This is a genomic window from Paraeggerthella hominis (assembly GCF_021044775.1).
Lineage (GTDB): Bacteria > Actinomycetota > Coriobacteriia > Coriobacteriales > Eggerthellaceae > Paraeggerthella > Paraeggerthella hominis.
On record NZ_JAJNOQ010000002.1, the window covers coordinates 345,749 to 369,842 of the forward strand.

The 24,094-nt window shown below is 60.9% G+C and carries 17 protein-coding genes; 13 read left to right on the top strand and 4 right to left on the bottom strand.

Features of this window, described 5'->3' with window-relative positions; all coding sequences use genetic code 11:
* Positions 1-21: 21 nt before the first annotated feature.
* The gene (locus LQE90_RS03765; RefSeq protein WP_216529840.1) at positions 22-813 is read right to left on the bottom strand and encodes an amidohydrolase family protein; all 792 of its coding nucleotides are present in this window, start codon (positions 811-813) and stop codon (positions 22-24) included.
* A gap of 343 nt (positions 814-1,156) precedes the next feature.
* On the opposite strand from LQE90_RS03765, the gene groL reads away from it, so the two are divergent.
* The 6 genes from groL (at position 1,157) to LQE90_RS03795 (ending at position 10,156) form a co-directional block, all read left to right on the top strand.
* Positions 1,157-2,743 carry a chaperonin GroEL gene (gene groL, locus LQE90_RS03770; protein WP_216529839.1) on the top strand — a complete coding sequence of 529 codons (1,587 nt, stop codon included), beginning with the start codon at positions 1,157-1,159 and terminating at the stop codon, positions 2,741-2,743.
* A gap of 207 nt (positions 2,744-2,950) precedes the next feature.
* Positions 2,951-3,586, top strand: coding sequence for an IMPACT family protein (locus LQE90_RS03775; protein WP_216529838.1), 636 nt, complete (start codon positions 2,951-2,953; stop codon positions 3,584-3,586).
* Positions 3,587-3,758: 172 nt separating this feature from the next.
* Positions 3,759-5,678: a serine/threonine-protein kinase gene (locus tag LQE90_RS03780; RefSeq protein ID WP_231088188.1), complete on the top strand. Its 1,920-nt coding sequence runs from the start codon at positions 3,759-3,761 to the stop codon at positions 5,676-5,678.
* A 71-nt stretch (positions 5,679-5,749) separates the two neighbouring features.
* Positions 5,750-6,646 carry an acetamidase/formamidase family protein gene (locus LQE90_RS03785; RefSeq protein ID WP_216529836.1) on the top strand — a complete coding sequence of 299 codons (897 nt, stop codon included), beginning with the start codon at positions 5,750-5,752 and terminating at the stop codon, positions 6,644-6,646.
* A 172-nt stretch (positions 6,647-6,818) separates the two neighbouring features.
* The gene (locus LQE90_RS03790; RefSeq protein WP_216529835.1) at positions 6,819-8,498 is read left to right on the top strand and encodes an MFS transporter; all 1,680 of its coding nucleotides are present in this window, start codon (positions 6,819-6,821) and stop codon (positions 8,496-8,498) included.
* A gap of 35 nt (positions 8,499-8,533) precedes the next feature.
* The gene (locus tag LQE90_RS03795) at positions 8,534-10,156 is read left to right on the top strand and encodes an amidohydrolase (RefSeq protein WP_114566421.1); all 1,623 of its coding nucleotides are present in this window, start codon (positions 8,534-8,536) and stop codon (positions 10,154-10,156) included.
* A 109-nt stretch (positions 10,157-10,265) separates the two neighbouring features.
* Here LQE90_RS03795 and LQE90_RS03800 read toward each other — a convergent pair whose 3' ends face one another.
* Entirely contained in the window at positions 10,266-12,113 is a 1,848-nt protein-coding gene (locus LQE90_RS03800) for a BglG family transcription antiterminator (RefSeq protein WP_216529834.1), read from the bottom strand.
* Positions 12,114-12,281: 168 nt separating this feature from the next.
* On the opposite strand from LQE90_RS03800, the gene LQE90_RS03805 reads away from it, so the two are divergent.
* Positions 12,282-13,901 (top strand): MFS transporter, encoded by a 1,620-nt coding sequence (locus LQE90_RS03805; protein ID WP_216529833.1) that lies wholly within the window; start codon positions 12,282-12,284, stop codon positions 13,899-13,901.
* A gap of 65 nt (positions 13,902-13,966) precedes the next feature.
* On the opposite strand, the gene LQE90_RS03810 is transcribed toward LQE90_RS03805, so the two are convergent.
* Positions 13,967-14,836: a PfkB family carbohydrate kinase gene (locus LQE90_RS03810; RefSeq protein ID WP_216529832.1), complete on the bottom strand. Its 870-nt coding sequence runs from the start codon at positions 14,834-14,836 to the stop codon at positions 13,967-13,969.
* Positions 14,837-14,958: 122 nt separating this feature from the next.
* Positions 14,959-15,156 carry a DUF6724 family protein gene (locus tag LQE90_RS03815; protein WP_114566450.1) on the bottom strand — a complete coding sequence of 66 codons (198 nt, stop codon included), beginning with the start codon at positions 15,154-15,156 and terminating at the stop codon, positions 14,959-14,961.
* Between the two features lie 148 nt (positions 15,157-15,304).
* Here LQE90_RS03815 and LQE90_RS03820 point away from each other — a divergent pair, with 148 nt between their 5' ends.
* The 6 genes from LQE90_RS03820 to LQE90_RS03845 all read left to right on the top strand — a co-directional run bounded on the left by LQE90_RS03820 (position 15,305) and on the right by LQE90_RS03845 (position 24,075).
* Positions 15,305-17,980 (top strand): ATP-binding response regulator, encoded by a 2,676-nt coding sequence (locus tag LQE90_RS03820; protein ID WP_216529831.1) that lies wholly within the window; start codon positions 15,305-15,307, stop codon positions 17,978-17,980.
* Positions 17,981-18,608: 628 nt separating this feature from the next.
* Positions 18,609-19,898, top strand: a complete 1,290-nt coding sequence (serS, locus tag LQE90_RS03825; protein ID WP_216529830.1) for a serine--tRNA ligase — start codon at positions 18,609-18,611, stop codon at positions 19,896-19,898.
* A 34-nt stretch (positions 19,899-19,932) separates the two neighbouring features.
* Positions 19,933-21,246: a hypothetical protein gene (locus LQE90_RS03830; protein ID WP_231088189.1), complete on the top strand. Its 1,314-nt coding sequence runs from the start codon at positions 19,933-19,935 to the stop codon at positions 21,244-21,246.
* Entirely contained in the window at positions 21,239-21,733 is a 495-nt protein-coding gene (locus tag LQE90_RS03835; protein WP_231088190.1) for a hypothetical protein, read from the top strand. Before LQE90_RS03830 ends, LQE90_RS03835 begins: the two co-directional genes overlap by 8 nt.
* Before the next feature lie 4 nt (positions 21,734-21,737).
* The gene (locus LQE90_RS03840) at positions 21,738-23,024 is read left to right on the top strand and encodes an aminotransferase-like domain-containing protein (protein ID WP_216529829.1); all 1,287 of its coding nucleotides are present in this window, start codon (positions 21,738-21,740) and stop codon (positions 23,022-23,024) included.
* Positions 23,025-23,079: 55 nt separating this feature from the next.
* Entirely contained in the window at positions 23,080-24,075 is a 996-nt protein-coding gene (locus LQE90_RS03845; protein WP_216529828.1) for a D-alanine--D-alanine ligase family protein, read from the top strand.
* Positions 24,076-24,094 lie beyond the last annotated feature (19 nt).

Sequence of the window (24,094 nt, forward strand, 5' to 3'; positions counted from 1 at the left end):
TACGAAAGCGCGGTCTCTCGGCTACCCCACCTTCACGCCGGCGAACCGCTCGGCGTTGTGCCAGAGCATGTTCTCCAGTTCGTCTTCGCTGAAGCCTGCGGTAACGAACTGGTCGTATTCGGCGGCAGGATCCCACATGGGGAAGTCCGACCCGAACATGATACGGTCGGTGCCCCACATGCGCGCCAACTCCACGGTGCGGCGTTGTCCCAGGAAGAACTGCGAACTGGACGCGTCTACGAACAGGTTCTCGTTGTGCAGGATGTCGTAGCCTACGTCGTAGCGCGACCAGCAGCCGAAATGCGCGGCATCCACCACAAGGTCGGGGAACGTCTTCAGGACGTTCAACAACCGCTGTGGATGCGAATAGTCGTATCGGTAGTCGCCGGTATGCAGCACGATAGGCATGCGGCCTTCTATGATTTCGTACACGTTCATAAGGCGCGGGTCGTCCATATTCACATGCTGCGTGTCGGGGTGCAGCTTCATGCCGTGCAGACCCAGGCCGATGGCCCGCTCGATTTCCTTTTCGGGATCCGGGTAATCTTGATGCATGGTCATGAAACCGATGAACTCAGGATGCAGCCGGCATTGCTCGGCGATGAAATTGTTGATGGTTTCCACGCTGCCCGGCGTGGTGGCCACCGAATGCACAATGAAGTGTGTGATGGGCGCACGCTCCTTCGAGGCCAGCAGGTGCTCCACCGTGCCTTTGCCGTACATGTCGATGACGTAGAAGTCCCCGATGGCGTCGACGGCGCGCGAGGCGATTTTATCCGGGTAGATGTGGGCGTGGGCGTCGATGACGGCCATGGGCTCGTGCTCCTTTGCAATGTGCGGTTTGTGCGGTGCGACGTTGGGCAACGTATGCGGCGCATCGCTGTCCAAGAGCCGTGCAACTTTCGATTGTAGAACATCGCGGTTTCGGGCGCATTAGGCAGAAGGGTATTTCTGGGTGTCACTTTGCATTGGTCACGAGGAAAAAGGGCCGAAAGACTAGCACTCGAAGCAAAAGAGTGCTAACTTTTTCGACAGTGACTTTAACAAGCTCCCGCACGCCTGAAACGGCGATGTTGAACCGCTTGAGGGCGCGGGACGCCTATCGTGCGCGCGGTGATGGCGAAGCGCCGCACACCGATGAGAAGGGAACCGAACTATGTCCAAAGACATTGCTTTCGACAACGAAACCCGTGCGAAAATGGCCGCTGGCGTGAACAAGCTGGCTGGCGCCGTAAGGGTGACGATCGGCCCCAAGGGCCGCTACGTTGCCATGCAGAAGGAGCACGAGAAGCCGAACGTTTCCAACGATGGCGCAACCGTGGCGGCCAACGTCGACCTTGAGGATCCCATCGAGAACATGGGCATGAAGATCGTGCGCGAGGCTGCTGTGGCGGCCAACAACGATGCGGGCGACGGCACCACGACGGCAACCATCCTGTCCGACGCCATTGTGAGCGAAGGCGTGCGCTGCGTTATCTCGGGTTCCGATCCGCTGGCGTTGCGCCGCGGCATCCAGCGCGCCGCAGACGCGGTGGCGCAGGAGGTGCTCAAGGACGCCGTCGAGGTTTCCACGCGTGAGCAGATAGCCGAGATCGCAACGGTTTCCGCAGGAGATCGGGTCATCGGCGAAAAGATCGCCGAGGCCATGGACGCTATCGGCAAAGACGGCATCATCTCTGTGGAGAAGTCCCAGAACTTCGGCATCGAGGTGAAGATCCTCAAGGGCATGATGTTCGACAACGGCTTTATCTCCCCCTACATGGCCGATGATCAGGGCCGTTTGGAAGGCGAGCTGAAAGAGCCCTACATCCTTCTGACCGATCAGCGCCTGGGCGACAATTTCGCCGACATCGTGCCCGTGCTGGAGGAGGTCATGCAGTCCGGCCACCCGCTGCTGATCGCCGCCGAGGACGTGCGTGGCGAGGCGCTGAACGCGCTGCTCATGAACCGCCGCCGCGGCACGCTGATCAGCGTTGCGGTAAAGGCGCCCGCTTTGGGCGACCGTCGCAAGGCGGAGCTTGAGGACCTGGCCATTCTTACCGGCGGCGAGGTCATTACTCCCGATCGCGGCCTGTCGCTTTCCGATGCGCGCAAGAGCATGCTCGGTCGCGCTGCAAGCGTGCAGATCACCAAGGACCGTACGACCATTCTGGGCGGCAAGGGCAAGCCCGAGGACGTCGAGCAGCGCTGTGCCCAGCTGCGCGCCGAGATCGAGCGCACGCAGATCGACTACGATCGCGACGTGCTGCGCGAGCGCCTGGCGAAGCTGTCCAGCGGCATCGCGGTGATGGAAGTGGGCGCGGCTACCGAGTCCGAGATGAACGAGATCCGCAGCCGCATTCAGGACGCTTTGCTGGCGACGCGTTCCGCTGCCGAGCAGGGCTTGGTCGCTGGCGGCGGCGTGGCGTTGCTGCAGGCTGCCGCTGCGCTGGACGATCTGAAGTGCGACGACCCCGAGGAGCAGCTGGGCGTGGACATCCTGCGCAAGGCGCTCGAAGAGCCGCTGCGCGCGCTTGCCGAGAACGCGGGCTACCGCGGCGACGTTGCGGTCGAGACGGTCAAGGAGCTGCCGCAGGGCCATGGCTTGGATTGCATGACCGGCGAATACGGCGACATGATTTCTCGCGGCATTGCCGATCCCGCCAAGGTGACGTGCACGGCGTTGCAGGCTGCGGCTTCCGTTGCGTCCCTGATTCTGATCACGAACGCGTCGGTGAGCGACATGGTTCCCGAAGAGGACTAACAATCGAGTTTTATCCTTCGTAATTTGATGCCGGCCCGCGCTCGTGTGCGGACCGGCGTTTTTTACGGGGCGGTTGCGTGCGACAAGGGCGGGATTCATGTCGAAGGTGCTTTGCTGCCTTCGGGTTCGGAGCTTTCATCGCGGTGTTCTCACGCGATGCCCTCGGCGAGTTCTCGCAGATTCGCCCATCCGTGCTACACTTTTCCCATGACTTCCTACACCACCATAGAGGGGCGGGCAACCGCCGAGATCGAAGAGAAGAAAAGCCGGTTCATCGCCAGCTTGGCCCACGTGGAAACCGAGGAGGAGGCGCTCGCCTTCCTCGAGGAGATCCGCGCGGCGAACCGCATGGCGCGCCATAACGTGTACGCGTACGTGCTGCGCGAAGGCGGCGCAGGCTCTTCGGGCCGCGTGCGGTACTCCGACGATGGCGAGCCGCAGAAGACGGCCGGCCTTCCCACCCTCGAGGTTGTTCAGCACGCAGGTCTTACCGACGTCATCGTGGTGGTCACGCGCTACTTCGGCGGCGTGCTGCTGGGAACGGGCGGCCTGGTGCGCGCTTACACGCAGGCGACGCAGGCGGGCGTCGAGGCGGCGCAGCTCGTGGTGGTTTCGCGCTGCGTGGACATTCGCATTCGCACGGCGTATGCAAAGTACGACCAGTTGATGCGCATCGCGACGGACTGCGGCGCGAAGGTGCTCGATACGGTGTACGACGATGCCGTTACCCTGCAACTGCGCATGCTCGACGGCACGCAGGACCCGCTGCTGAAAAAGCTGACGGAACTGGAGCGCGGACAGGAAAACGTTACGGTGAGCGACCCCTTGGAGGCTGCGTTCTAGCCACCTCTCGCTCGGCGCGTTCGCGCCCGCCGAGCTCGCACGCCCCGCGCCTACCGCGTCCCGCGCTTGCACACCGCCCGCCCTCCGCGCTCTGCCGTTATTGCCATCGCGGTGCCGTGGTGACCCCGGCATCTGAGCGCCCTTTGGACGCATCTGCTCTATAATGTCCCCCATGGCGCGCAACCAGCAACTCATATTGAATCGATACCGGCCGATCGCGGAAGCGGGGGCGGGTGGTTTCGGCACCGTGCAGGTGGCGTGGGATACGCGCATCCAGCGCCGCGTCGCCATCAAGTGCATCGAACTAGATGACGTGGATGCCGCCCGCGCTGCTCTTCCGGGGGCGAATGCAGCGCCGTTGCCGAATGCTTCGCGCGATGCGGCTTACGACGATCCTCTGTTTTCCGACGACGAAGACGAGGCGCTGTTTTCCCAGATTGGCGCTTCGGTTGATCTGTTGGAAGATGCCCCGCTCGTGCGTTCTCTTGCGCATATTCCGGGCTTGGACGAAGCGCGCACGGCGGCCATGCTTACCGATGCGAGCATTGTGGCGGTGTACGATTTCGAGGTGCAGGACGCTACGGCGTACCTCATCATGGAATACGTCGAAGGCATGTCGTTGAGCGAACTGCTTCGCCGACATGGCGACCGTTTGACCCTCGATATTGTGGCGGCGGTATTCTCGGCGGTGTCGCATGCGCTTGAGGTGGCGCACAGCAACCAGGTGCTTCACCTGGACATCAAGCCCGACAATATCCTGATCAACCATCAAGGTCAGGTGAAAGTGACCGATTTCGGTCTGGCGACGCTAGCGGATGCTTCGGGTTTCGGCGCGGCTGGAGGCGGCACCATCGGCTACATGCCGCTTGAGCAAATGCGGCAGGAAAACCTGGACGTGCGCTGCGACGAATGGGCGTTGGCTTCGGTCGCGTACGAAATGCTCACGGGAGAAAATCCGTTCCTTGCGTCCGATTTGAAGCGTGCCGAGCTTGCAATCGAGGATGCGGAGCTCGTGTTGCCGTCGTTGTGTTGGGAAGGGCTTGACCCCGCAATTGACGACGTGGTGTTTTACGCGCTCGACCCCGATCGCGAAGAACGCTACGCAACGATTTCCGATTTCGCAGAGGAGCTTGAGCCGTTCCTGGGCGATTCAAAGCGCGGCGTTCGCGAGCTTGCAGCTATTGTCGGGTATGCCGATGAGCAGGATGAAGAACCTGTCGAGGACGAGCCTTGCCTTCCGCGCGTGCCTTTGCGCGAGCGCTTCACGCCGCTGCATCGTGCGATTGCGACCCATGCGGTGGGCGGTGCGGGCAGCGCGCTGCTGGCGTTCGTGGCGCTTTGGAACATGCCGCAGACAAGCGGTTTCGCGAATCCGCTGTTCTGGGGGATCTTCGCGCTCATCGTGCTTGCGGGTGCGTTGCGGCCGCACCTGGGCGCGCTGCTCGGGTATTTCGCGCTGGCTGCCATGTTCATCGTGCAAGGCGTTCCGGCGGCAGGGTGCGTGCTGCTGGCGGCTGCGGCCACGTGGTGGTACTTCGTTGGGCGCGAGGGGGACGCCGAAGCGAACGCTGCTTTGGCGGTGCCGCTTGCAGGCGCGTTCGGCTTGGGGCAGCTTGCGCCGTTGGCGGCCGGACTGAGCCTGGCTCCCGTGCGGGCTATGGGGACAGCTGCGTTCTCGGTGCTGGTCGCCGTCATGCTGGCCGCCTGCGGGTCCCATAACCTTCTGAGCTGGGACGTGCTTGCGAACTGGAACGTGGGCGCGCGCAGCGACCTGGCGGGCACCATGGGCGCGCTGCTCGTGCAGCCTCCGCTTTGGTGCGTTGCCGGTAGTTGGATCGCGTCGGCCGGTGCGCTGGCTGCGATTCGCTTGCGGCCGACGCGCGCGTTTGCGGTTCTGGGCACGTGCGTGGCCGGTGCGCTTCTGCTTGGAGGCGTCGTTGTTGCGGCATGGGTTGCATCGGGTCAGGTTACGTGGATGCCCTCTCTCGGGAATCTGGGATTCACCGCGATATCCATTGCGTTGGCGCTTGCGGCGTGCGTGTTCGTGCCCGACCCCGTGTACTACGACGAAGACGATTGGGCGGAAGAATAACCTGCTTATCGTACTGTTGGGCAGGCTTCGTACTATAATCGAGCCGAAAACCTGCGAGGAAAGGAAAACCCATGCAGCAACTGGGAGACGAGCGTGTTCTGTTCGCGTTTGCGCGCGATTTGGAGCCGGCGCTTACCGTGGAATCGGGCGAGACGGTGCGTATTCGCACGAAGGATTGCTTCGGCAATCAAGTTCGGACGTCCGAGGACGCGCTTGACGAAATCGATTGGGACGCCATCAATCCGGCTACCGGCCCTGTTTTCGTGAAAGGCGCTCGTCCGGGCGGTGCGCTCAAGGTGGTTATCGAGAACATCGAGCTGGACGACCAGACCGCTTCGTGCACGGGCAAGGACGAAGGCGTGTGCGGCGATCGGTTCGATGCGTGGAGCACGCGCCTGTGCGCCATCAAGAACGACGAGCTGGTGTGGAACGACAAGCTGTCCATTCCGCTGAATCCCATGATCGGCGTTATCGGCGTTGCTCCGGCGGGCGACCCGGTGAACTGCGGAACGCCGGGGAGCCATGGCGGCAACATGGACAACACCGCCATTACCACGGGAGCCACGCTGTACTTCCCGGTGGCGGTGGAGGGCGCGCTGTTCGGCTGCGGCGACATGCACGCCGCCATGGGCGATGGCGAGATCAGCGTTTCGGGCGCGGAAGTGGCCGGCTACGCTACGGTCACGCTTACGGCGCTGCCCGATCTGCACGTGACGGACCCCATCATCGAGAACGAAACGCATCTGGGGATCATCGCATCCGCCGAGTCGCTTGACGCCGCCGCGGATCGCGCGGTGCACGAGATGGTGGATTTGCTGCACGACCGCACGGGCACGCCCCAGGACGAGTTGGTGATGCTGTTGTCCCTGGTCGCTGACGTGCAGGTCTGCCAAATGGTCGACCCGGAAAAGACCGTGCGCTTCATGGTGCCGAAGTATGTGCTGGAAGCGTTGGAGTTCAGCTTGTAGCGAAGCGATGCACGAAGATGCCCTTGTTCCTTTGCGCATCTTCGTGCTTCCTGCTTGTAATGACAGAGAACAATTACCGTTGAAACGGTAATTGTTCTCTGTCATCTCCCCCTTATTCGTTCCTACAATGCATGGTGTTGAACGAACTGTCACTATACAAGGGGGTATGCACATGGCAGCGAAACCGGCCGCTTCGGCGGCTCAGGCGAAAGACGGGGCCTCGAAATTCCTGGTCCTTCCCATCATTATTCTCATCATGGCCCAAATGGGCACGTCGGGAGAGAACAGCGCTCTCAGCCTGGCGAACACGGAACTAGTTAACCAGCTGGGCGCGACGGTTCCCGATATTCAGCTGGCCAACATGGTCTATTCTCTCATGGCCGGTGCGCTGATGATCGCCGGCGGCCTGCTGGGAACCGTTATCGGCTGGAAGCGCAACTTCCGCATGGGCGCGTTGCTCTGCGCGGCCGGAGAAATCCTCATGGCGTTCTCTCCGAACATGCTCGTGTTCATCTGGGGAGGCCGCGTGCTCGTGGGCTTCGGCGCCAGCTTCATGATTCCGTCGGTGCTCGGCTTGATTCCAAAGATCTACCAGGGTAAAAACCGCGTGCAGGCGTACGGCTGCATCGGCGCCGCTTCCGGTTTGGCCGCCGTGCTGCCCTTGCTTTTGGGCGTGCTCATGGAGATGGCAGGCTTTCGCATTACGTATGTGGTGCTGGGCTGCTACTTCCTGGTCGTGTTTCTGCTTTCCTTCAAGCTCCCTGCCATCGAGGAAGGCGGCGAGCGCGCGAAGTTCGACGGCGTGGGCACCGGCATTGCTGCAGGCGGCCTGTTCCTGTTCCTCGTTGGCCTTTCCCGTATTTCGGTTTGGGGCCTGTTCGAGCCTTTCGAGGCTGCTCCGTTCACCATTTTCGGCATGTCCCCGGCTCTGCCGATGACGCTGCTTGGCCTGTTGATGCTGGTCGCACTCGTGTTCGTGGAGAAGCGCATCGAGAAGAAGAACGGCAGCGCGCTGCTTCCGCAGGTGTTCCTCAAGACGCCGCAGGTGCTTGCCGGTTTGGTCGCTTCGGCTCTGACCTTCTTCTTCATGGGCATCCAGTCCATCCTTCTGGCGCCGTATCTGATGCTGGTCGCCGGCTGGTCTCCTGTCACCATGGGCGCCATGTCCCTTATGGTGGGCATTCCCACCTTCCTGCTCTCGCTCGGTATTCCGAAGCTGTTCCCGAACGCCAATCCGCGCCGCGTGCTGCAGCTTGGCTACATCGTCATGGCTGGCTCGCTTGTTCTCATGTGCTTCTCGATTTCCGAGGCGGGCGTCGGTTTTGGTATGTACGTTGGATTCTTCCTGGTGGGCGTTGGCGCCGGCATTTCCAGCTCCCATACGAACAACGTGGTCGCGCTGGCTCTCAATGACCGCGACGCAGCGCAGTCGGGCGGCATTCAGACCACGATGCGCAACGTGGGCCAGGCCATCGGCGTTGCTGCGCTGGGCGCCGTGCTGCTGTTCGGCATTACGTCCAACATCGACTCCGCCATGAAGGCCGATCCCGCCATCACGCCGGAGGTTCGCCAGGCTGTGTCCCAGCGTTCCATCACGCTCATGAGCGACGAGAGCTTCCTGGCTACTATCGACGACATCGAGATGAGCGATGCGGAGCGCGAGAGCCTGGCTGCCATCAACGCGACGGCGCGCGTGGACTCCACCAAGACCGCCTTCATCGTGGCTGCCATCATCATGGCTGCGGGCTTGCTGACAACGCCGTTCATCACGGTCCTTCGCAAGGAAGAGGAAGCGGAGACATCCGCTCGGCCCGCGGCTCTTGTGGCCGATGAGCTTGAGACCGCTCGATAAACAGGGAATACACGGAAGTAAGGAGGGCATGCGTTATGAAGACGCTGTATTGCAACGGAGATTTCGTTCCCATGACCGATGCGAACGCCACGTTCGAGGCGCTGCTGGTCGAGGACGACGGCACCATCGCGTTTGCAGGCGCCCTAGATGAGGCGCGCAATCGCGCGGGCGATGCTCGGGAAATCGATCTTGAGGGAAAGACCGTGCTCCCGGGATTCATTGACCCCCATAGCCATTTGACGGGCACCACGCAGTACATCTCCACGGCAAGCTTATCGGAATGCACGTCGTTCGACGACATCGTGAACGCGCTGACCGCCTTTATCGAGAAGCGCGGCATTACGGCCGACGGCGTGGTGATGGGCACGGGGTATGACCAGAACTTCCTGGTCGAAGGCCAGCATCCGACGAAGGACGTGCTTGATCGGGCGTCTCGCGAGATCCCTATTTTCATCGTCCACGCGTCGGGTCACATGGGGGTCGCGAACTCCCGATCGCTCGAACTGGTAGGCGTCACGGCTGAAACGCCTGATCCCGAAGGGGGTCTGTACGGACGCGTCGAGGGCAGCATGGAGCCGAACGGCTACGCTGAGGAGCCTGCCACGCTGTTCAACTTCTACGCCATGTGCCAGCCCCGCATGAACTTGGACGTCCCGGCGATGTTTGATGAGATGCAGGATTACTATCTTGAGAACGGCGTAACCACTGCGCAAGACGGTGCCACGCAGCCGGATTTCGCGGATATGCTGGCTGCATTCGCCCGTGCGGGAAAGATGAAGCTCGACATCGTGGGCTACCCTATGGACGGCCACGGCGTCGAGGGCATGCTTGAGCGCAATGCTGACTTCGACAGCCAGGATTATATCGGCCATTTCCGCTTGGGCGGTATCAAGATGTTTTTGGACGGATCTCCGCAGGGCCGTACGGCTTGGATGACCCAACCTTACGAACCGGGCGAAGACGGAGCCACTGATTACGTGGCGTACGGTACTATGAGCGATGACGAGGCGTATGCGTTTATTCGCAGCGGCATCGACACCAATCACCAAGTGCTGTGCCACTGCAACGGCGATGCTGCAGGCGATCAGCTCATCGCCCAGTACAAGCGTGCGCTCGAAGATTCGCCGAACCCGAACAAGCATAAGCTGCGCCCGGTCATGATCCATTGCCAGACGATTCGCCAAGATCAATACCAGGCTATGGCTGAAATAGGGATGATCCCCAGCATCTTCACATCGCATATTTGGTATTGGGGCGACATTCATCTCAACAACTTCGGCCAGGCTCGCGGTGGTCGCATTAGCGCCGTGCGCGACGCTTTGGACGCGGGCCTTCCGTTCACGTTCCATACCGACGTGCCCGTTGTTCCCCCGAAGATGCTGGAAACCGTCTGGTGCGCGGTCAATCGCATCACGAAAGCCGGCGTCCAACTGGATGAAAGCCAGAAAATCGACGTTTTCGATGGGCTGAAAGCTATCACCATAAACGGTGCGTACCAATACGGTGAAGAAGACCGCAAGGGTACGCTTGAGGTGGGAAAGCTTGCCGACCTGGTCATTCTTGATGCGAATCCGCTCAAGGTGGATCCGATGGACATCCGTTCCATAAAGGTTCTCGAAACCATCAAAGAAGGCACGTCGGTTTACCGCTGCGCGTAATCTTTCGTTCCGCGCGGCACGCAATGCCGAAAACGGGTTTTGCCCCAAAGCCCGTTTTACCTCCTGGAGCCCGCACGATTCCGTGCGGGCTCGCTGCGTAGCGGGGAGGTTAGGCGGGGAAATATGCCGTCAAGGCATCTTGGGAAACCTGGCGTTCGGTGAGTATTCGCTTGAACTGCTCGGTTAACGAAGATACGGCGCTGCGATCGTTTTCCGAAACCAACAGTACCGCCACCGTCTTTACAAGCGCACCGATCAAATTGAAGTTGTCCACAGGAAAGAACACTGCGCAGGTCGAGAGCACTTTGGAGCTGAACAAGGGAAGAACCAGGGTAGACCCCGAAGCAAAGAACGATGCCTCGAACAATCTTGCAAACTGCTCGTTCTTCATGTCGAGAATTTTCCGATCCGCCAGCTCCCGGTGCACCTCATGGGCCAACTCCCTCATGTCGTCTGCTTGCGTAACAGCGTCGACCTCTATACAGTGCAGCTGCGTTTCAAGGTCGTTATTGAGCATGGGGATGGATGTCATGATGCGCATGATGTCCTGCTCGTCGATGGCCTCGGAAACGGTGATCGTGGGGAACGTGCTATCCAGTGGCTCGAACGATATAAGGAAGTCGAAGCGACTGGATAGCGCTGTCGATTCAGCGGGGGACTGCTCCACATCGTTTTCCGTAATTACGTCTACGATTCTGATTTTGGATGCAAGCTTCTCGATGCGGTATTTGCCGTACGCTGCCTGCTCGACCCCTGCATTCACCACAAGGCCCACGCGGAACACGCGCTCGGTATGCACGTGGTCAAGGTATTCGAGCAATGCCATGATGATGCGGGTGTAGTCGGCCCCAAAGACATTGAAGTCTTGCAATTCAGGTGCGTCGTGCAATGCTTCGGATAGCAGCAGAAAGCCGTCCATGTTGTCGTATTTCACTACGTGTTCGATGGGTCCGGGAATGGAGAGGTTGCAGGATTTCCTTAAAAGGGCGCCGTCTGTCAGTACGAGCAGTCGTTGGCGCAGCGCGTGGTCGGGCGCTTGCCCGAAACGCTGCTCGAAGGTTCTTTCAATGCGCTCTACCGCCTCGATGGTGCGAGGGGCTGGCTCGTACTCTTCAATGTTTCGCCTGCTCCATTGCCAGGTGCCGCAGGAGAACAGGTTGGATGCCAGCGCTATCTCGTGGTCGTTGACGGGCATTCCCAGGTGCCGCTCGAACCGGGTTTTCAGCTTGCGAGCAAGTTGGGGATGGGCTGCTTTGAACTCGGATGACTCGTTGAGCGTGTGGCCAAGCCTCAAGCGGGCGCACATCACTTTGAGGTAGAACGACGTTTGCTGCCGTGAGTTCTTCGAAAGTTGCAGCCCCATTTCCTGCTCGGCCTCATCGGCTACGGTCTGCAAAAAGCGCGCATCTTGCCCCATGAACGTTGGCTCGATGCGGTTTTGCATCATGCGTCGGTCAAGCTTGTAGAAAAAGTACTCTATAAAGAACCGTATCGCAACCTCGGATCCTTCGATGCTGAGCCTGTCTTTCTTGCGGATGGACAATCGAAACGACTTCAGCATGAAGCTCCACCATTTCATGTCCATTTGAAGTTGCTGCTTGTTCGTAAACAGGCTGTGCGCAAGGGAGTCTACGGTAAAAGCCTTTGGCGAGCAGGTTATAAGGAGAATCCCGCGGTAAAACCGCTCCAGGCGAGGTCTCATTTCGATGGCGTTGTCGGCGACCATGGCTTCAAGACGACTTTGCTCGCCGCGTGCGAGGGCCATGCGGATGCCGTTGCCGCGCTTGCTGCGTATGCGCGAAGCGAATCCGGCGTGTGCAAGGTGCTCGTTTACGACCTTTGCGTCGGTGCGCACGGTTTTTTCCGAACAGCTGATGATGCGCGCCAGCTCTTCAACGGGCGTGTAGTGATCAAGATACAGCAGGTGATTCAGCAGCATGCTTTGACGCACGTTCATGGCGGTCCTTCTTCGGTGTTCTGTCCGTCTGGCTGATGCGAGGGTGCGGGTGCACCGACACATCAATTTTACCGAAGATGCGGTAATTCTTCTACAGAAGGCGCGAAAAGGCGTGGGTACAATGGGTTGAGCGACGTGTTCAGCCAGCAGATAGCAGGGGGTGCTGACGTGGCATTGGGGAATAACTCTCGTGTTCGAGCTGCGGATAGGGTCGAAGGAGCGCCGTTTCTTGTAGCTCCTCTTGTGGTTATCGTTCTTGCTCAAATTGGAACGTCAAGCGACAACGCTGCGCTTGGCATTGCCGTACAGCAGCTGGTTGGCGCGCTTGGGGCGACCGTTGCCGATGTGCAGATGGCAAACCTCGCTTACTCCCTTATAGCGGGATCGTTCATGATCGCTGGAGGCATGGTGGGGGTGGTTGTCGGATGGCGCAAGACGCTGCGCATCGGCTTGGTTCTGGCTATCTTGGGAGAGATTGTAGTAGCGCTTTCTCCGAATATGGGCGTGTTCACTTGGGGAGGGCGCTCGATCGTCGGTTTGGGCGCAAGTTTCATCACGCCGTCGGTGCTTGGCTTGATTCCCGCATTGTACGAGGGCCGCGCTCGGGCGACTGCATTCGGATTCGTGGCTGCTGCATCGGCTGTTTCCGCTTTGGTTCCCATCCCTTTTGGTCTTCTGCTTGATACTGCGGGATTCCGCGTAACGTTCGGCGTGATCGCGGCTTATTTCGCGATCGTGCTTGTTTGCACGCGCTTGCTTCCGAACCTTTCGAAACCGGATGCTTCCATGAGCATTGATGTGGGCGGTATTGTGCTGGCAGCTAGCGGTTTGGCTTTCTTGTTGTTCGGCATCGCGCGCGTGTCTTCGTGGGGGTTCGTCGAGCCGTTGTCGGAATGTCCCTTCACTATTGGAGGGATTGCCCCTACGCTGCCTGCGATAGCTACAGGTTTGTGCCTGCTTACTTGCTTGGTGCTGTTCGAGCGCAGACGAGAGTCCCAGGGAAAGGCCGCATTGCTGCCCCGCGCGTTCGTGGATGCGCCGTGCGTCCGCGCAGGATTGCTCGCGGTGGGGGTGCCGTTGTTTTGCATGGGGGCTCAGGGAATCATCGTGACGCCGTACCTGCAGCTTGTAGCTGGATTCAGCGCGCTTCAGACGGGCTTGCTCTCGCTGCTTTCGGGCATCCCCATGCTCTTGTGCGCCATGCTGGTGCCAAAGCTCGTGAAGAAAACTCGCCCTCGCTTGGTCATTCGCGTTGGGTACGGCTTGATTATCGCGGGTGCGTGCAGCATGGCACTTTCGTTTGAGCCGCACGGCGTAACGCCGCTGCTGTTCTTCGCCACTTCGTTGGTTGGAGCTGGGCTGGGCGTTGTCAATTCTCAGGCGAACAATGCGGTGGCTTCGGTAGTCGATCCCGTTGCCGCTCAACAATCGGGCGGCATTCAGGGCACGGCGCGTAACGTAGGCATGGCGCTCGGGACGGCGATCATGGGGTCTTTACTGCTCGTGACGATGCAGGTTGGCGCTTCTGCTGAATTGAGCGCGCTTGAGGGAGACGCCGTGGGTTCTGCGGCCGTTATGGTCCAGGAAGAGATTTCGTTCTGCGACGACGCCACGTACGAGGAGTTTGCCGTTCGATCAGGTGTCGAAGGCGGCGACGAAAAGGTTGTTGTGGAGTCGCTTGCCGCCGCACGCTGCAACGCAGCAAGCGTGTCGATGTTCGTACTTGCCGGGATTGTGGGCGTAGCCTTTATCGGCACCCGTCATATAGTTCGAGAGTTGCAGGGATAGAACAAGGGGGCAGGGTCGTGAATGACCCTGCCCCCTTGCGTCCCTCGCCTCGCTCTGCCCTGGTTTTACAGAAGCCCGCAAACCTTTCCCAACAGGGGCTCGAAGCTGACGCCCCGGTCTTTGAATTCGGGCTGCTTCGCGCTGACGATCATGGCGTCGTGCACGAAGTCGCCGGCGAACGCAACTGCTTCGGCCAGGCTGCGACCAGCCATAACGGCTGCCAGCAGGCACGAAGCGTACAGGTCGCCCGTTCCGTGCAGCATGTAGGGAAGGTACTCGTTGCGCACTTCCACCGTATCGCAGTCTGCTCCGCCCACGAAGTTGCGTATGCAGGTTTCCCCTTCGCGCTGAATGCCCTTCAGCACAACGTGCTTCGCGCCCTTCGCCACCAGCGCGTCGATCATGCGCTTGGCTTCGTCGTCCGAAATGTCGGTGCCGCGCCACTCTTCGCCCAAGATGATGGCCGCTTCGGTCAGGTTGGGGGTCAGGATGTCCGCTCCGCACGCCAGCTCGGCCATGGCGGCGCAAAGCTCCGGCGTGTACGTGGGGTAAACCTTACCGTGGTCGGCCATGACGGGATCGACCACGCGCAGCGCGTTGGGATACATGGCGTACAGGTCCCGAATGCGGTCGACCTGCTCCGGCGCGCCTAGAAAGCCCGAGTACACGGCATCTATTTCCACGCCGATCTTTTCCCAGGCACCCAGGTAGTCTTCCAGCATTTCGGTGGTGTCGTGCATGTACCAACCCGGAAAAGCCGTGTGGGATGAAAACAGCCCCGTCGGAACGGGGCATACGTCGCATCCGGCCGCGGACAGCACGGGGATGGCCACGCCGAGCGAGCATTTGCCGTAGCCGCATAAATCGTGCACGGCGGCAACGCGAGGAATGTAGTCGCCTTCGCGACGGTACAGATACGTATCGGACTCTGACATGGATGGACCTTCCTGTTCGAGTTTCGCCGTCAGACAAGAGCGCTTCGGGCTGCGTGCAGCCACTGAGCCTCCATGCCTATGGTGAAGCTATGCGGATCGGTTGACGGGTCGAAAACGACGGATTACTTGCTTTCGTCCTCGTCATCGTCGTCGAAAAACGACCAATCGTCTTCACCGGGTTCCCGGTTGACGAACGTTTTGCGCGTACGGCGTTCCATGATGATGCACGCGATAAGGCTGATGACAAGTCCTGCGCCCACCAGGCATCCAATGCCGGCGTACGTTTCGAAAAGAAAGTGGTACAACGCACCGAAATCCATGATTACCTCGTTGTTCTGCCCGTGGCGATCGCTGTCGCCGCGGAAGGTTTGCACTCCAGCGTTAGAGTATACTATGCCCAACCGATTCCGATATGGGTTGGTTCCGAGATTCCTTTATTCTTTTCGCTCATCAAAGAAGGGCGTGTGCATGTCGGCTGTGAACAGGGGGAAGGGAGAGCGCCGCGCAATTGCGACGGCTGTCTCTGTTGCGGCCGTCCTCCTTGTGATCGTGGCCGTGTTCAGCCTGACCGCGTTCATCGATCAGAAGCTCAACGAAAGCGCCGAGCAGCAAGTGGTCACCTTCACCGAGCAGGCTGCGGGAAACGTGTCCGATCGCGCGGTCATGATGGAGGACGCGATCGGCGCGTTTACCGTGCAGTCGTCCGATCCGCAGGCTCTTCTTCCGGCTCTTTCGGCGTTGCAGGAGCGCTTGGGCTTGGCGGGCGCCGCCTTCGCGGGCATGGACGGCACGGGCGTGGAAAGCGACGGCTCGCCGTTCAGCGTCGATCAGATCGAAGGGCCTGAAACGGCCTTGTCCCAGGGCGACCCGTCGTATTCCGGAACCTTCACAACCCAGGACGGCGTTCGCGTGCGCACGGTGCAGCGCCCGCTGTACATCGACGGCCAGCAGGTGGGCGCGCTGTATGCGCAGATTCCATTGAGCCTGTTCGCCATGCCCGAGCATCTGGACATGTTCGACGGGCGCGGCTACTTTATTCTGTTCCAGGCCGACACGGGCGAGATCCTGGTTCCTCCCGCCGACAAAACCAAAACCGTTCTGCCTCCCGAGGCCAATCTGTACGAGTTTCTGGATGAGGCTTCTCGGTACGAAGAGCCCCTGTCTCTTGCATCTCCGGAAAGTTTGAACAACGCTCTTTTGTCGCTTCAGGCTCGGCAGGGAAGCGACCTGGAGGGCCTGTTCAATATCGTGTACGACCGCTCAAGCGGTTTGGTTACCGCGCCGGTTGACGGCAAGGTCTCGTACGTGTGCGTCGCTCCGGTAAGCAAAGGCCCCTGGTACGTGTGCAGCGTGGTGCCGGTCGAAAACGTGCGCGCCGAAGCGGCGGTGGTCACCACCACGTTCCAGGCGGTGTTCGGAATTGTCATGGTGTGCCTTATCGTGGCGGGCTTCATGGTGTTCGCCGCGTATCGCCGCCGGGTGCGCGAGCGAAACGTTGCCATGATGGCCCAGCTGTACCGCGCGCTTTCCGACAGCGTGGACCTTGCCGTTAACCTGTACCATCCCGAGGATCGCCAGGTTACGCCTATCGTGGCGAAATCGGCGGACATCATCGGCTACGCGCTGGACGATTTCCTGAAAAACGAGCGCTTGGCAAGCGAGATGGGGCTTTCCGAAAAAGGAGTCGATCTGTTCAGCCGAATCAGAAAAGGGCTGGTCGACGAATTCGAGCACGGCGAATTCTCGTTTCGCAGTACGCGCACAGGCTCTGCCCGCTGGGTTGCCTATTCGGTTCGGCCGCTGGTGTTCGAGGGCAAGCAGCAGGTGCTTATCGTTTTGCGGGACTCCACGCCCGACAAGCAGATTCAGCTGTCCATGAAGGATGCCATGAATGCTGCAGAAGCCGCCAACCAGGCAAAATCTGATTTTCTTTCGCGCATGTCGCATGAGATTCGCACGCCTATGAACGTGATTATCGGCATGCTCCAGATTGCGCGCGGCAACGTGGACGATCCCGAGAAAATGCGCGTGAACCTTGCCAAGATCGGTACGGCGTCGGATCATTTGCTGGGCTTGATCAACGACGTTCTGGACCTTTCGAAGATCGAGAACGGGAAGATGACCCTTGCCAGCGATCCCTTCCGTCTAGCCGACCTGCTCGATCATGTGGAGGAAGTTATTCGCCCGCAGTGCGAGCAGCGCAGCCAGGAGCTTGCGGTGCGCGGGCCTGCTTGTGCGGACGCCGTGTACGTGGGCGACACGGTGCGTTTGAAGCAACTCCTGATCAACCTTTTGTCGAACTCCGTCAAGTACACGCCCGAGGGCGGCCACGTGAAGCTTGAAACGAACGCCGCCGCTGCTCCGGTCATGGGGTATCGTCAGGTGGTGTTCGTGGTGTCTGATGACGGCATCGGCATGTCGGAAGAATTCGTCGAGCGCATGTTCGAGCCGTTCGTCATGGAGGGCCGTTCGCACGAGCAGGGCACGGGGCTGGGCATGTCCATCGTCAAGAATGTCGTAACCATGATGGGCGGATCGATCGAGGTTGACTCCGCTATAGGGAAGGGCACGACATTCACGGTTACGTTGAGTTTGCGAATCGCGTTCGAGGCCGAGCTCAAGTCGTTTGAAGACGACGCGCGTGACCGTGGCTCTAACGGGCCTTCGACCCCTCGCAGCGATGCTCCCGACGAAAAGGGGTCGCTTTCCCTTGCGACGCTTTCCGCCCCTCGCGCCATCGAGCGCAGCGAGCTCGAAGGGCTGCGCGTGCTGATTGCCGAAGACAACGATCTGAATGCGGAAATCGCTTGCGAGCTTTTGGCGGCAGAGGGTCTTTCTATCGAACGCGCACGGGACGGCGAGGAGGCATGTGCCCTGTTCGAGGCGTCTGACGTGGGGCATTACGACGTGGTGCTCATGGATGTGCAGATGCCCAAGATGAACGGCTACGATGCCACACGTTGCATCCGTGCCCTTGATCGCGAGGACGCGCGTACCGTGGCTATTGTGGCTATGTCGGCGAATGCGTTTTCCGAGGACGTGAACGCGTCGCTTGCCAGCGGCATGGACGCGCACCTTTCCAAGCCCATCGAGGTTCGCCGCGTTCTGTCTACCATCGTGGAGTACACGCGCAAGCGCCGCTAGTCCGCTTTTCCGCCGTGCGCCCCGGCGCGCCGCCGCGGGTGCCGTGCGCCCTGACGCGCTGCCGCGTGCTGCTGCGGTGCGCTGCCGCAGGTGTCGTGCGCCCCGGTGCGCTGCCGCGTGCTGCTGCGGGTGCCGTGCGCCCCGGTGCGCTGCCGCGGGTGTCGTGTGCCCCGGTGCGCTGCCGAAAAGAACGAGTTTTGCGGCGATTTTCCGCCTTCGAGAGGGTTTCTTCTCGAAGGCGTTTTACATCGCACCAGGTCACAAAGCTGCTAGGGGCTTTTATCCTGGTTTGAGGACCAGCAAAACTCGCTCATTTTGACAGCGCGCCGGGGCGTGCGGTTTGCGGGCGCGTCCGGGTCGCGCGGGCATGCGGCCGGGTCGCTCGGGCAGGCAGCTCGCGGGCGCGTGCCAGGACGTCGGCGTGTGCGGCTCGCGGACATGCGGCCGGGTCGCGCAAGCACGCGGACATGCGGCCGGGTCGCGCAAGCCCTCGGCGCACGGCTGGGAGATCGGGCATCCGGGCTCGAAGGCGGGCCGAACATGCCAACGGCGTGAAGGACCGGCAAGCTGCGCCGGGCGTGAGGTATACTGGTCCAATTATCGTATCCAACCAAGAAGGAGCGCTACCATGCTCGACATCAAGTTTGTCCGCGACAACCAGGAAGCGGTCGCTGAAGCGATGAAGAACCGCAATGCTTCATGGGATGCGTCGCGCTTCTCTCAGCTTGACGAAACGCGCCGCGCGGCCATCGCGAAGGAAGAAGCGCTGCAGGCCGAGCGTAATGCCGCATCCAAATCTATCGGGGCCATGATGGCCGCAGGCCAGAAGGACGAGGCCGAAGCCGCGAAGGAGCGCGTACGCGCCATCAACGAAGAGATCGCCTCCATCGGCAAAGAGCGCGAAGCCGCCGACGCCGACCTGCGCGAGCTCATGATGCGCACGCCCAACATGCCGGCCGACTCCACGCCCGTAGGCCAGAGCGAAGACGACAACCCCGAGGTGCGCCGCTGGGGCACGCCTCGCGATTTCGCCGCTGAAGGCATCGAGGCGAAGCCGCACTGGGACCTTGGTCCTGAACTGGGAATCATCGACTTCGAGCGTGGCGTGAAGCTGGCCAAGAGCCGCTTCTACCTGCTGGGCGGCCTGGGTGCTCGCCTGGAGCGCTCGCTCATCAACTTCATGGCCGACACGCATGCCAGCCGCGGTTACAAGGAATGGTGGTGCCCGGCTATGGCGAACGGCACCACGCTTACGGGCACGGGTCAGCTTCCGAAGTTTGAAGAGGACCTGTTCAAGACCACGAACGGCCTGTACCTCATCCCCACGGCCGAGGTGCAGCTGACCAACATCCATGCGGGCGAAGTGCTCGACGCCGACCAGCTTCCCTTGCATTACTGCGCGTTCACGCCGTGCTTCCGCGAAGAGGCGGGCAGCGCGGGTCGCGATACGCGCGGAATCATTCGCGTGCATCAGTTCAGCAAGGTGGAAATGGTGAAGTTCGCGAAACCCGAGGAAAGCTTCGACGAGCTTGAGGGCATGGTTGCCGATGCCGAGCATATCCTGCAGAAGCTGGAACTGCCGTATCGCGTGATCAGCCTGTGCACGGGCGACATCGGCTTCTCCGCCGCCAAGACGTACGACCTTGAGGTGTGGCTGCCCAGCTACAACGGCTACAAAGAGATATCCTCCTGCTCGAACTGCGTCGACTTCCAGGCGCGCCGGGCGAACATCAAGTACCGCGATCCCGAGAACTTCAAGGGTGCGCGCTACCTGCACACGCTGAACGGTTCCGGCTTGGCAGTGGGTCGCACCATGGCCGCCATCATCGAGAACTATCAGCAGCCCGACGGCACCATCAAGGTTCCCGACGTGCTGGTTCCCTATATGGGCGGCGTTGAGGTCATTGCGCCGGAATAGCAATTTCCAGGCGTTGTAGAGGAGTAACGCAAGCGTGGTAACGAAACGCAAGCGCACCGTTGAATCGAAGAAAAAGCCGGGAGATACCGGCAAGGTCGCGCGGGTTGAAGAACCCGCGCGCCGCGTTGCGCCGAAAAAAGTTGAGGCGGCGGATGATCGATCCGCCAAAGAGCAGGCGCCGAAGACGCCGTCCGCCAAGAAACCCGCCGGCAAGGATGCGGCGGCCAAAACCCCTACGCCGCGCAAGCCGAAGCGCGTGAAGGGCAAGCCCTCGGTCAAGGCTGCCGGCAAGCCGGTTGCCAAGCCCGCCGCGAAATCCGTTTCGGCTCCGAAAGCCGCCCCGGTTTCGAAAGCTGCTCCGACGTCGGCTCCGACGTCGGATCCCGCAGCCTCTTCGTCGACGCCTGCGTCCGCCCACGATGCTCGGACTGCGGTGCCTGCCTCCAAGGAAGCCGGCCGTCCCGCGCAGGCATCGGCTTCCCAAAGCGTCCCCAAATCTGCCCCCAAGCCTGTGTACAAGTCCGGCGCACAGGCGTATGCCCAGCCGGGCGCCAAGCTTTCGAACGAAGGCGATCCCGCCGACGCTTCCGATCGGATTGGGAGTCAGCGCAAGAAGGCGAAGACGACGAAGTCGTTCAAGCTTCGCTGGCCGGCGGTTGCGGCGTTGTCTGTTTTGGCAGTATTGGTGCTGATCGTTGGCGTATTTTCGTGGGATCGATGGCTGCGTTACAACGATGCGGCCGAGTTTCAGGGCGAATGGCGTACGCCCGGCTCTACGGCGGTCGTCGTTATTGACGGCCAAACCATCAAGCTTACTCCCGATGTGTCGTACGCCTATACTTTGGATACGGGCGCCAAGACCATCTCGTTTACCTTCGGGAACATGCAGGGCGAGGGCCGCTATCGTTTTTCGCTCGATCGGTCCCAGCTGGTCATCACCGACGGAAAAGAGTACACGTGGTTCTCCACGCTGATCGACGATATCGGTTGGATGTTTGATCAGGCGTTGCGCTCGTTGCAGGACCAGCCTGCCGAGAGTCCGACGCCAGGCGAAAACGTGACGGTGCTCGATCGTTTGTCGGGCGACGCTTCGGCTTCCCCGCGCGAAGGAGCTCCCGTTGCTTCGGGCGAAGACTCTGCTGCGAGCCAGGACGCAGATGCGAACGGAGGCGAGGGTGCATCCGGCGATGCGGACGCGCGCGCTGCCGAAGGAGCGGCATCCGCCGATGAGGCGGGCGCTGCCGAAGGAGCCCCTTCGGTCGAAGGCGCAAACTCGACCGGCACCTCGAGCCCGGTTGATCCTGAAACCGCTGCCCCTTCGCAGCTTTTCGATGTGCGCGATGTCTAGTTCTCGGATTCACTGCGGTCGCGATGCAGCGCCCCTGTCGTCTTCCGGCCCTTTTCGCGCTCCCAAGCTTTCCCTTGAGCGCTTGACCGTTCGGGCCGATCGCGTTGTATGCGACGTGCTGCTGGCGCCGGGATCGCCGCGTATGACCTCGCCGGCGCTCATGACTTGCGTGTGTCGGGCATACCCGAACCTTCCGCGTCATGCGTGCGTGAACGATGCGGGCGACACGTTCGCGGACGTCATGAACTGCACGTCGATCCCGCACCTTCTGGAGCATTTGGTCATCGACGAGCAGGCTCAGTCGGCTGCCGTCCAGAAGCCGTCCAATGCGTCGACCGACGTCGGGCCGGTGTTTGTCGGGACAACCGAGTGGACGGACGAATTCGCGGGCCGAGCGCGGATCGAAGTGAGCTTCACCGACGATTTGGTTGCTTTGCGGGCTTTTCGCGACGCGGCCCGTTTTCTGAACGAGACGGTGGTACCCTGACCCCATGACTACAGCTCATCTGACATTTGACCAAACTGATGACAAGATAGCCGATCGCGTCAAGAAAATGCGATCGTCCGCCGTGCGCGACCTGTTCGCGGCTGCTACGCGCCCCGATGTCATCAGCCTGTCGGGCGGCATGCCCGATGTATCGCTGCTGCCCCAGGCTTCCATCAAGAAGGCCGTGCGCGCCGCATGCGATGACCAGCGCTCCGTTGCCTTGCAGTACGGCGCAACCGATGGTCGCAAAGAGACGAAGCAGGTGTTCTGCGATCTCATGCGCGATATAGGCGTGCGAGCCAAGCCTGAGAACATCCTGATCACGTCCGGTGCGCAAGAGGCGCTTGACCTCATTTCCAAAGCGTTCATCAATCCGGGCGACATCATCTTGGCCGAAGGTCCCACGTACCTGGGCGCGCTTCAGGCGTTCAGCGCGTACGAGCCGGACGTTCGCTGCATCGCGTTCGACGAAGAAGGCATGCGCACGGATCTGCTGGAAGTCGAGCTGAAGCGTATCGGCAAGGGCAATCCGCGCCTCAAGTTCTGCTACACCATTCCCAATTTCCAGAACCCCGGCGGCGTGACCATGTCGGCCGTGCGCCGAAAGCGTTTGCTGGAATTGGCCGACGAATACGGTTTCATGGTGGTCGAGGACGACCCGTACGGGCGCTTGCGCTATGACGGGGGCCACATGGTTCCGCTCAAGGCCATGGATGATCGCGTGGTGTACCTGGGAACCATTTCCAAGGTGTTCGCTCCGGGGTTGCGCACGGGATGGATCGTGGCGCCGCGGGACGTGCTGGCGAAAGTCAACCTGGTCAAGCAGGGGACCGACCTGTGCGGAAGCTCGTTCGATCAGGTGGTCGTAGAGCATTACTTCACCGATACCCCGTGGCAAAAAACGCTGCAGAAGTTCGTGCAGACGTACCATGTGCGTCGCGACGCGATGCTGTCTGCGCTTGAAGAGTATTTCCCGCCGGAGGCCTCGTGGACGCGTCCCGAAGGCGGCTTTTTCGTGTGGGTGACGCTTCCCGATTACTTCGATACCGGCAGCATGCTGAGCGAGGCGCTGGAAGCGGGCGTGACGTACGTGCCGGGAGACAGCTTCTTCCCGGGCGCGGTTGCGGGCAAGAATTCCATGCGCATCAACTTCAGCTTCGAAAGCCCCGAGAACATCGCGGAGGCTGTTCGCCGCTTGGCTCACGTGATCGAGGATCGTTTGGAGCTGTACCGTGCATTCCTGGAGGCCGGCGCCATCCAGGCTCCGTCTGCCAGCCAGCCGACGGACTGACGCCCTTGCAACGTTGGCGCACCAGTGATTTTGAGAACCGATTGTAGGAGCAAACATGGGCCTGAAAGTAGCAGTTTTGATGGGCGGCGCTTCGTTCGAGCGCGAGTTTTCCCTGGCCAGCGGCAAGCATGTGTGCGCAGCTCTTGAGGAAGCTGGCCACAAGGTGGTTCCTTTGGACACCACGTCCGACCTGGTTCCCACGCTTCGAAGCGAGCGCCCCGACGTATGCTACAGCGCGCTGCACGGAAAGCACGGCGAGGACGGTACCATTCAAAGCTTGCTCGAATTCGTGGGCATTCCCTTCGTGGGCTCCCCGGCTAGCGTGTGCCAGCGCACCTGGAACAAGGACTCGCTGCATTCGGAGATGGCCACGTATCGCGCCATCACCGGCGATGCTCCGGTTGCTTCATGGCCGCAGGGCCTTTACATCGCTCGCGACGCATTCAAGAGCATGGGCGCTGCAACGGCGCTCGACCTGGTGGAAGACCGCGTGATCGGCGGCTATCCGGTGGCGGTCAAGCCTGCTCACGGCGGGTCCGCCATGGGCGTGCATCGCGTGGATTCGGTGGATCAGCTGGGCGAGGCTATCTTGGACGCGCTGTCGTTTGACGAGGCTGTGGTCATCGAACAGTGGGTCGAAGGCGTCGAGATGGCCGTGTCCGTGCTGGGCAACGGCTGGGATGCGTACGCCTTGCCGCCGGTCGAGATCGTTGCGAAGAGCGGCATGTTCGACACCGAAGCTCGCATGACTCCCGGCGCGGTCGAGTATTTCGCGCCTGTGCGCCCTGCCTCTCTTTCGCAGGACGAGGCGGAGGCTCATGCCATTCGTGCGGAAATAGAGCGTGCGGCCCTCGAGGTGTATCGGGCCTACAACGTGCGCGACCTTGCCCGCATCGACCTCATCTGGGACGGTGCTCAGGCGCGCGTATTCGAAGTGAACGTGTCTCCGGGCATGGCGGAGTCGTCCTTGTTCCCCGCCTCGTGCGCCGCAGCAGGGCTTTCGCTTCCGGCTGTGCTTGACGAGCTGGTCAACAACGCGCTTGCTCGATAGCGCGGAACAGGGTAGGCAA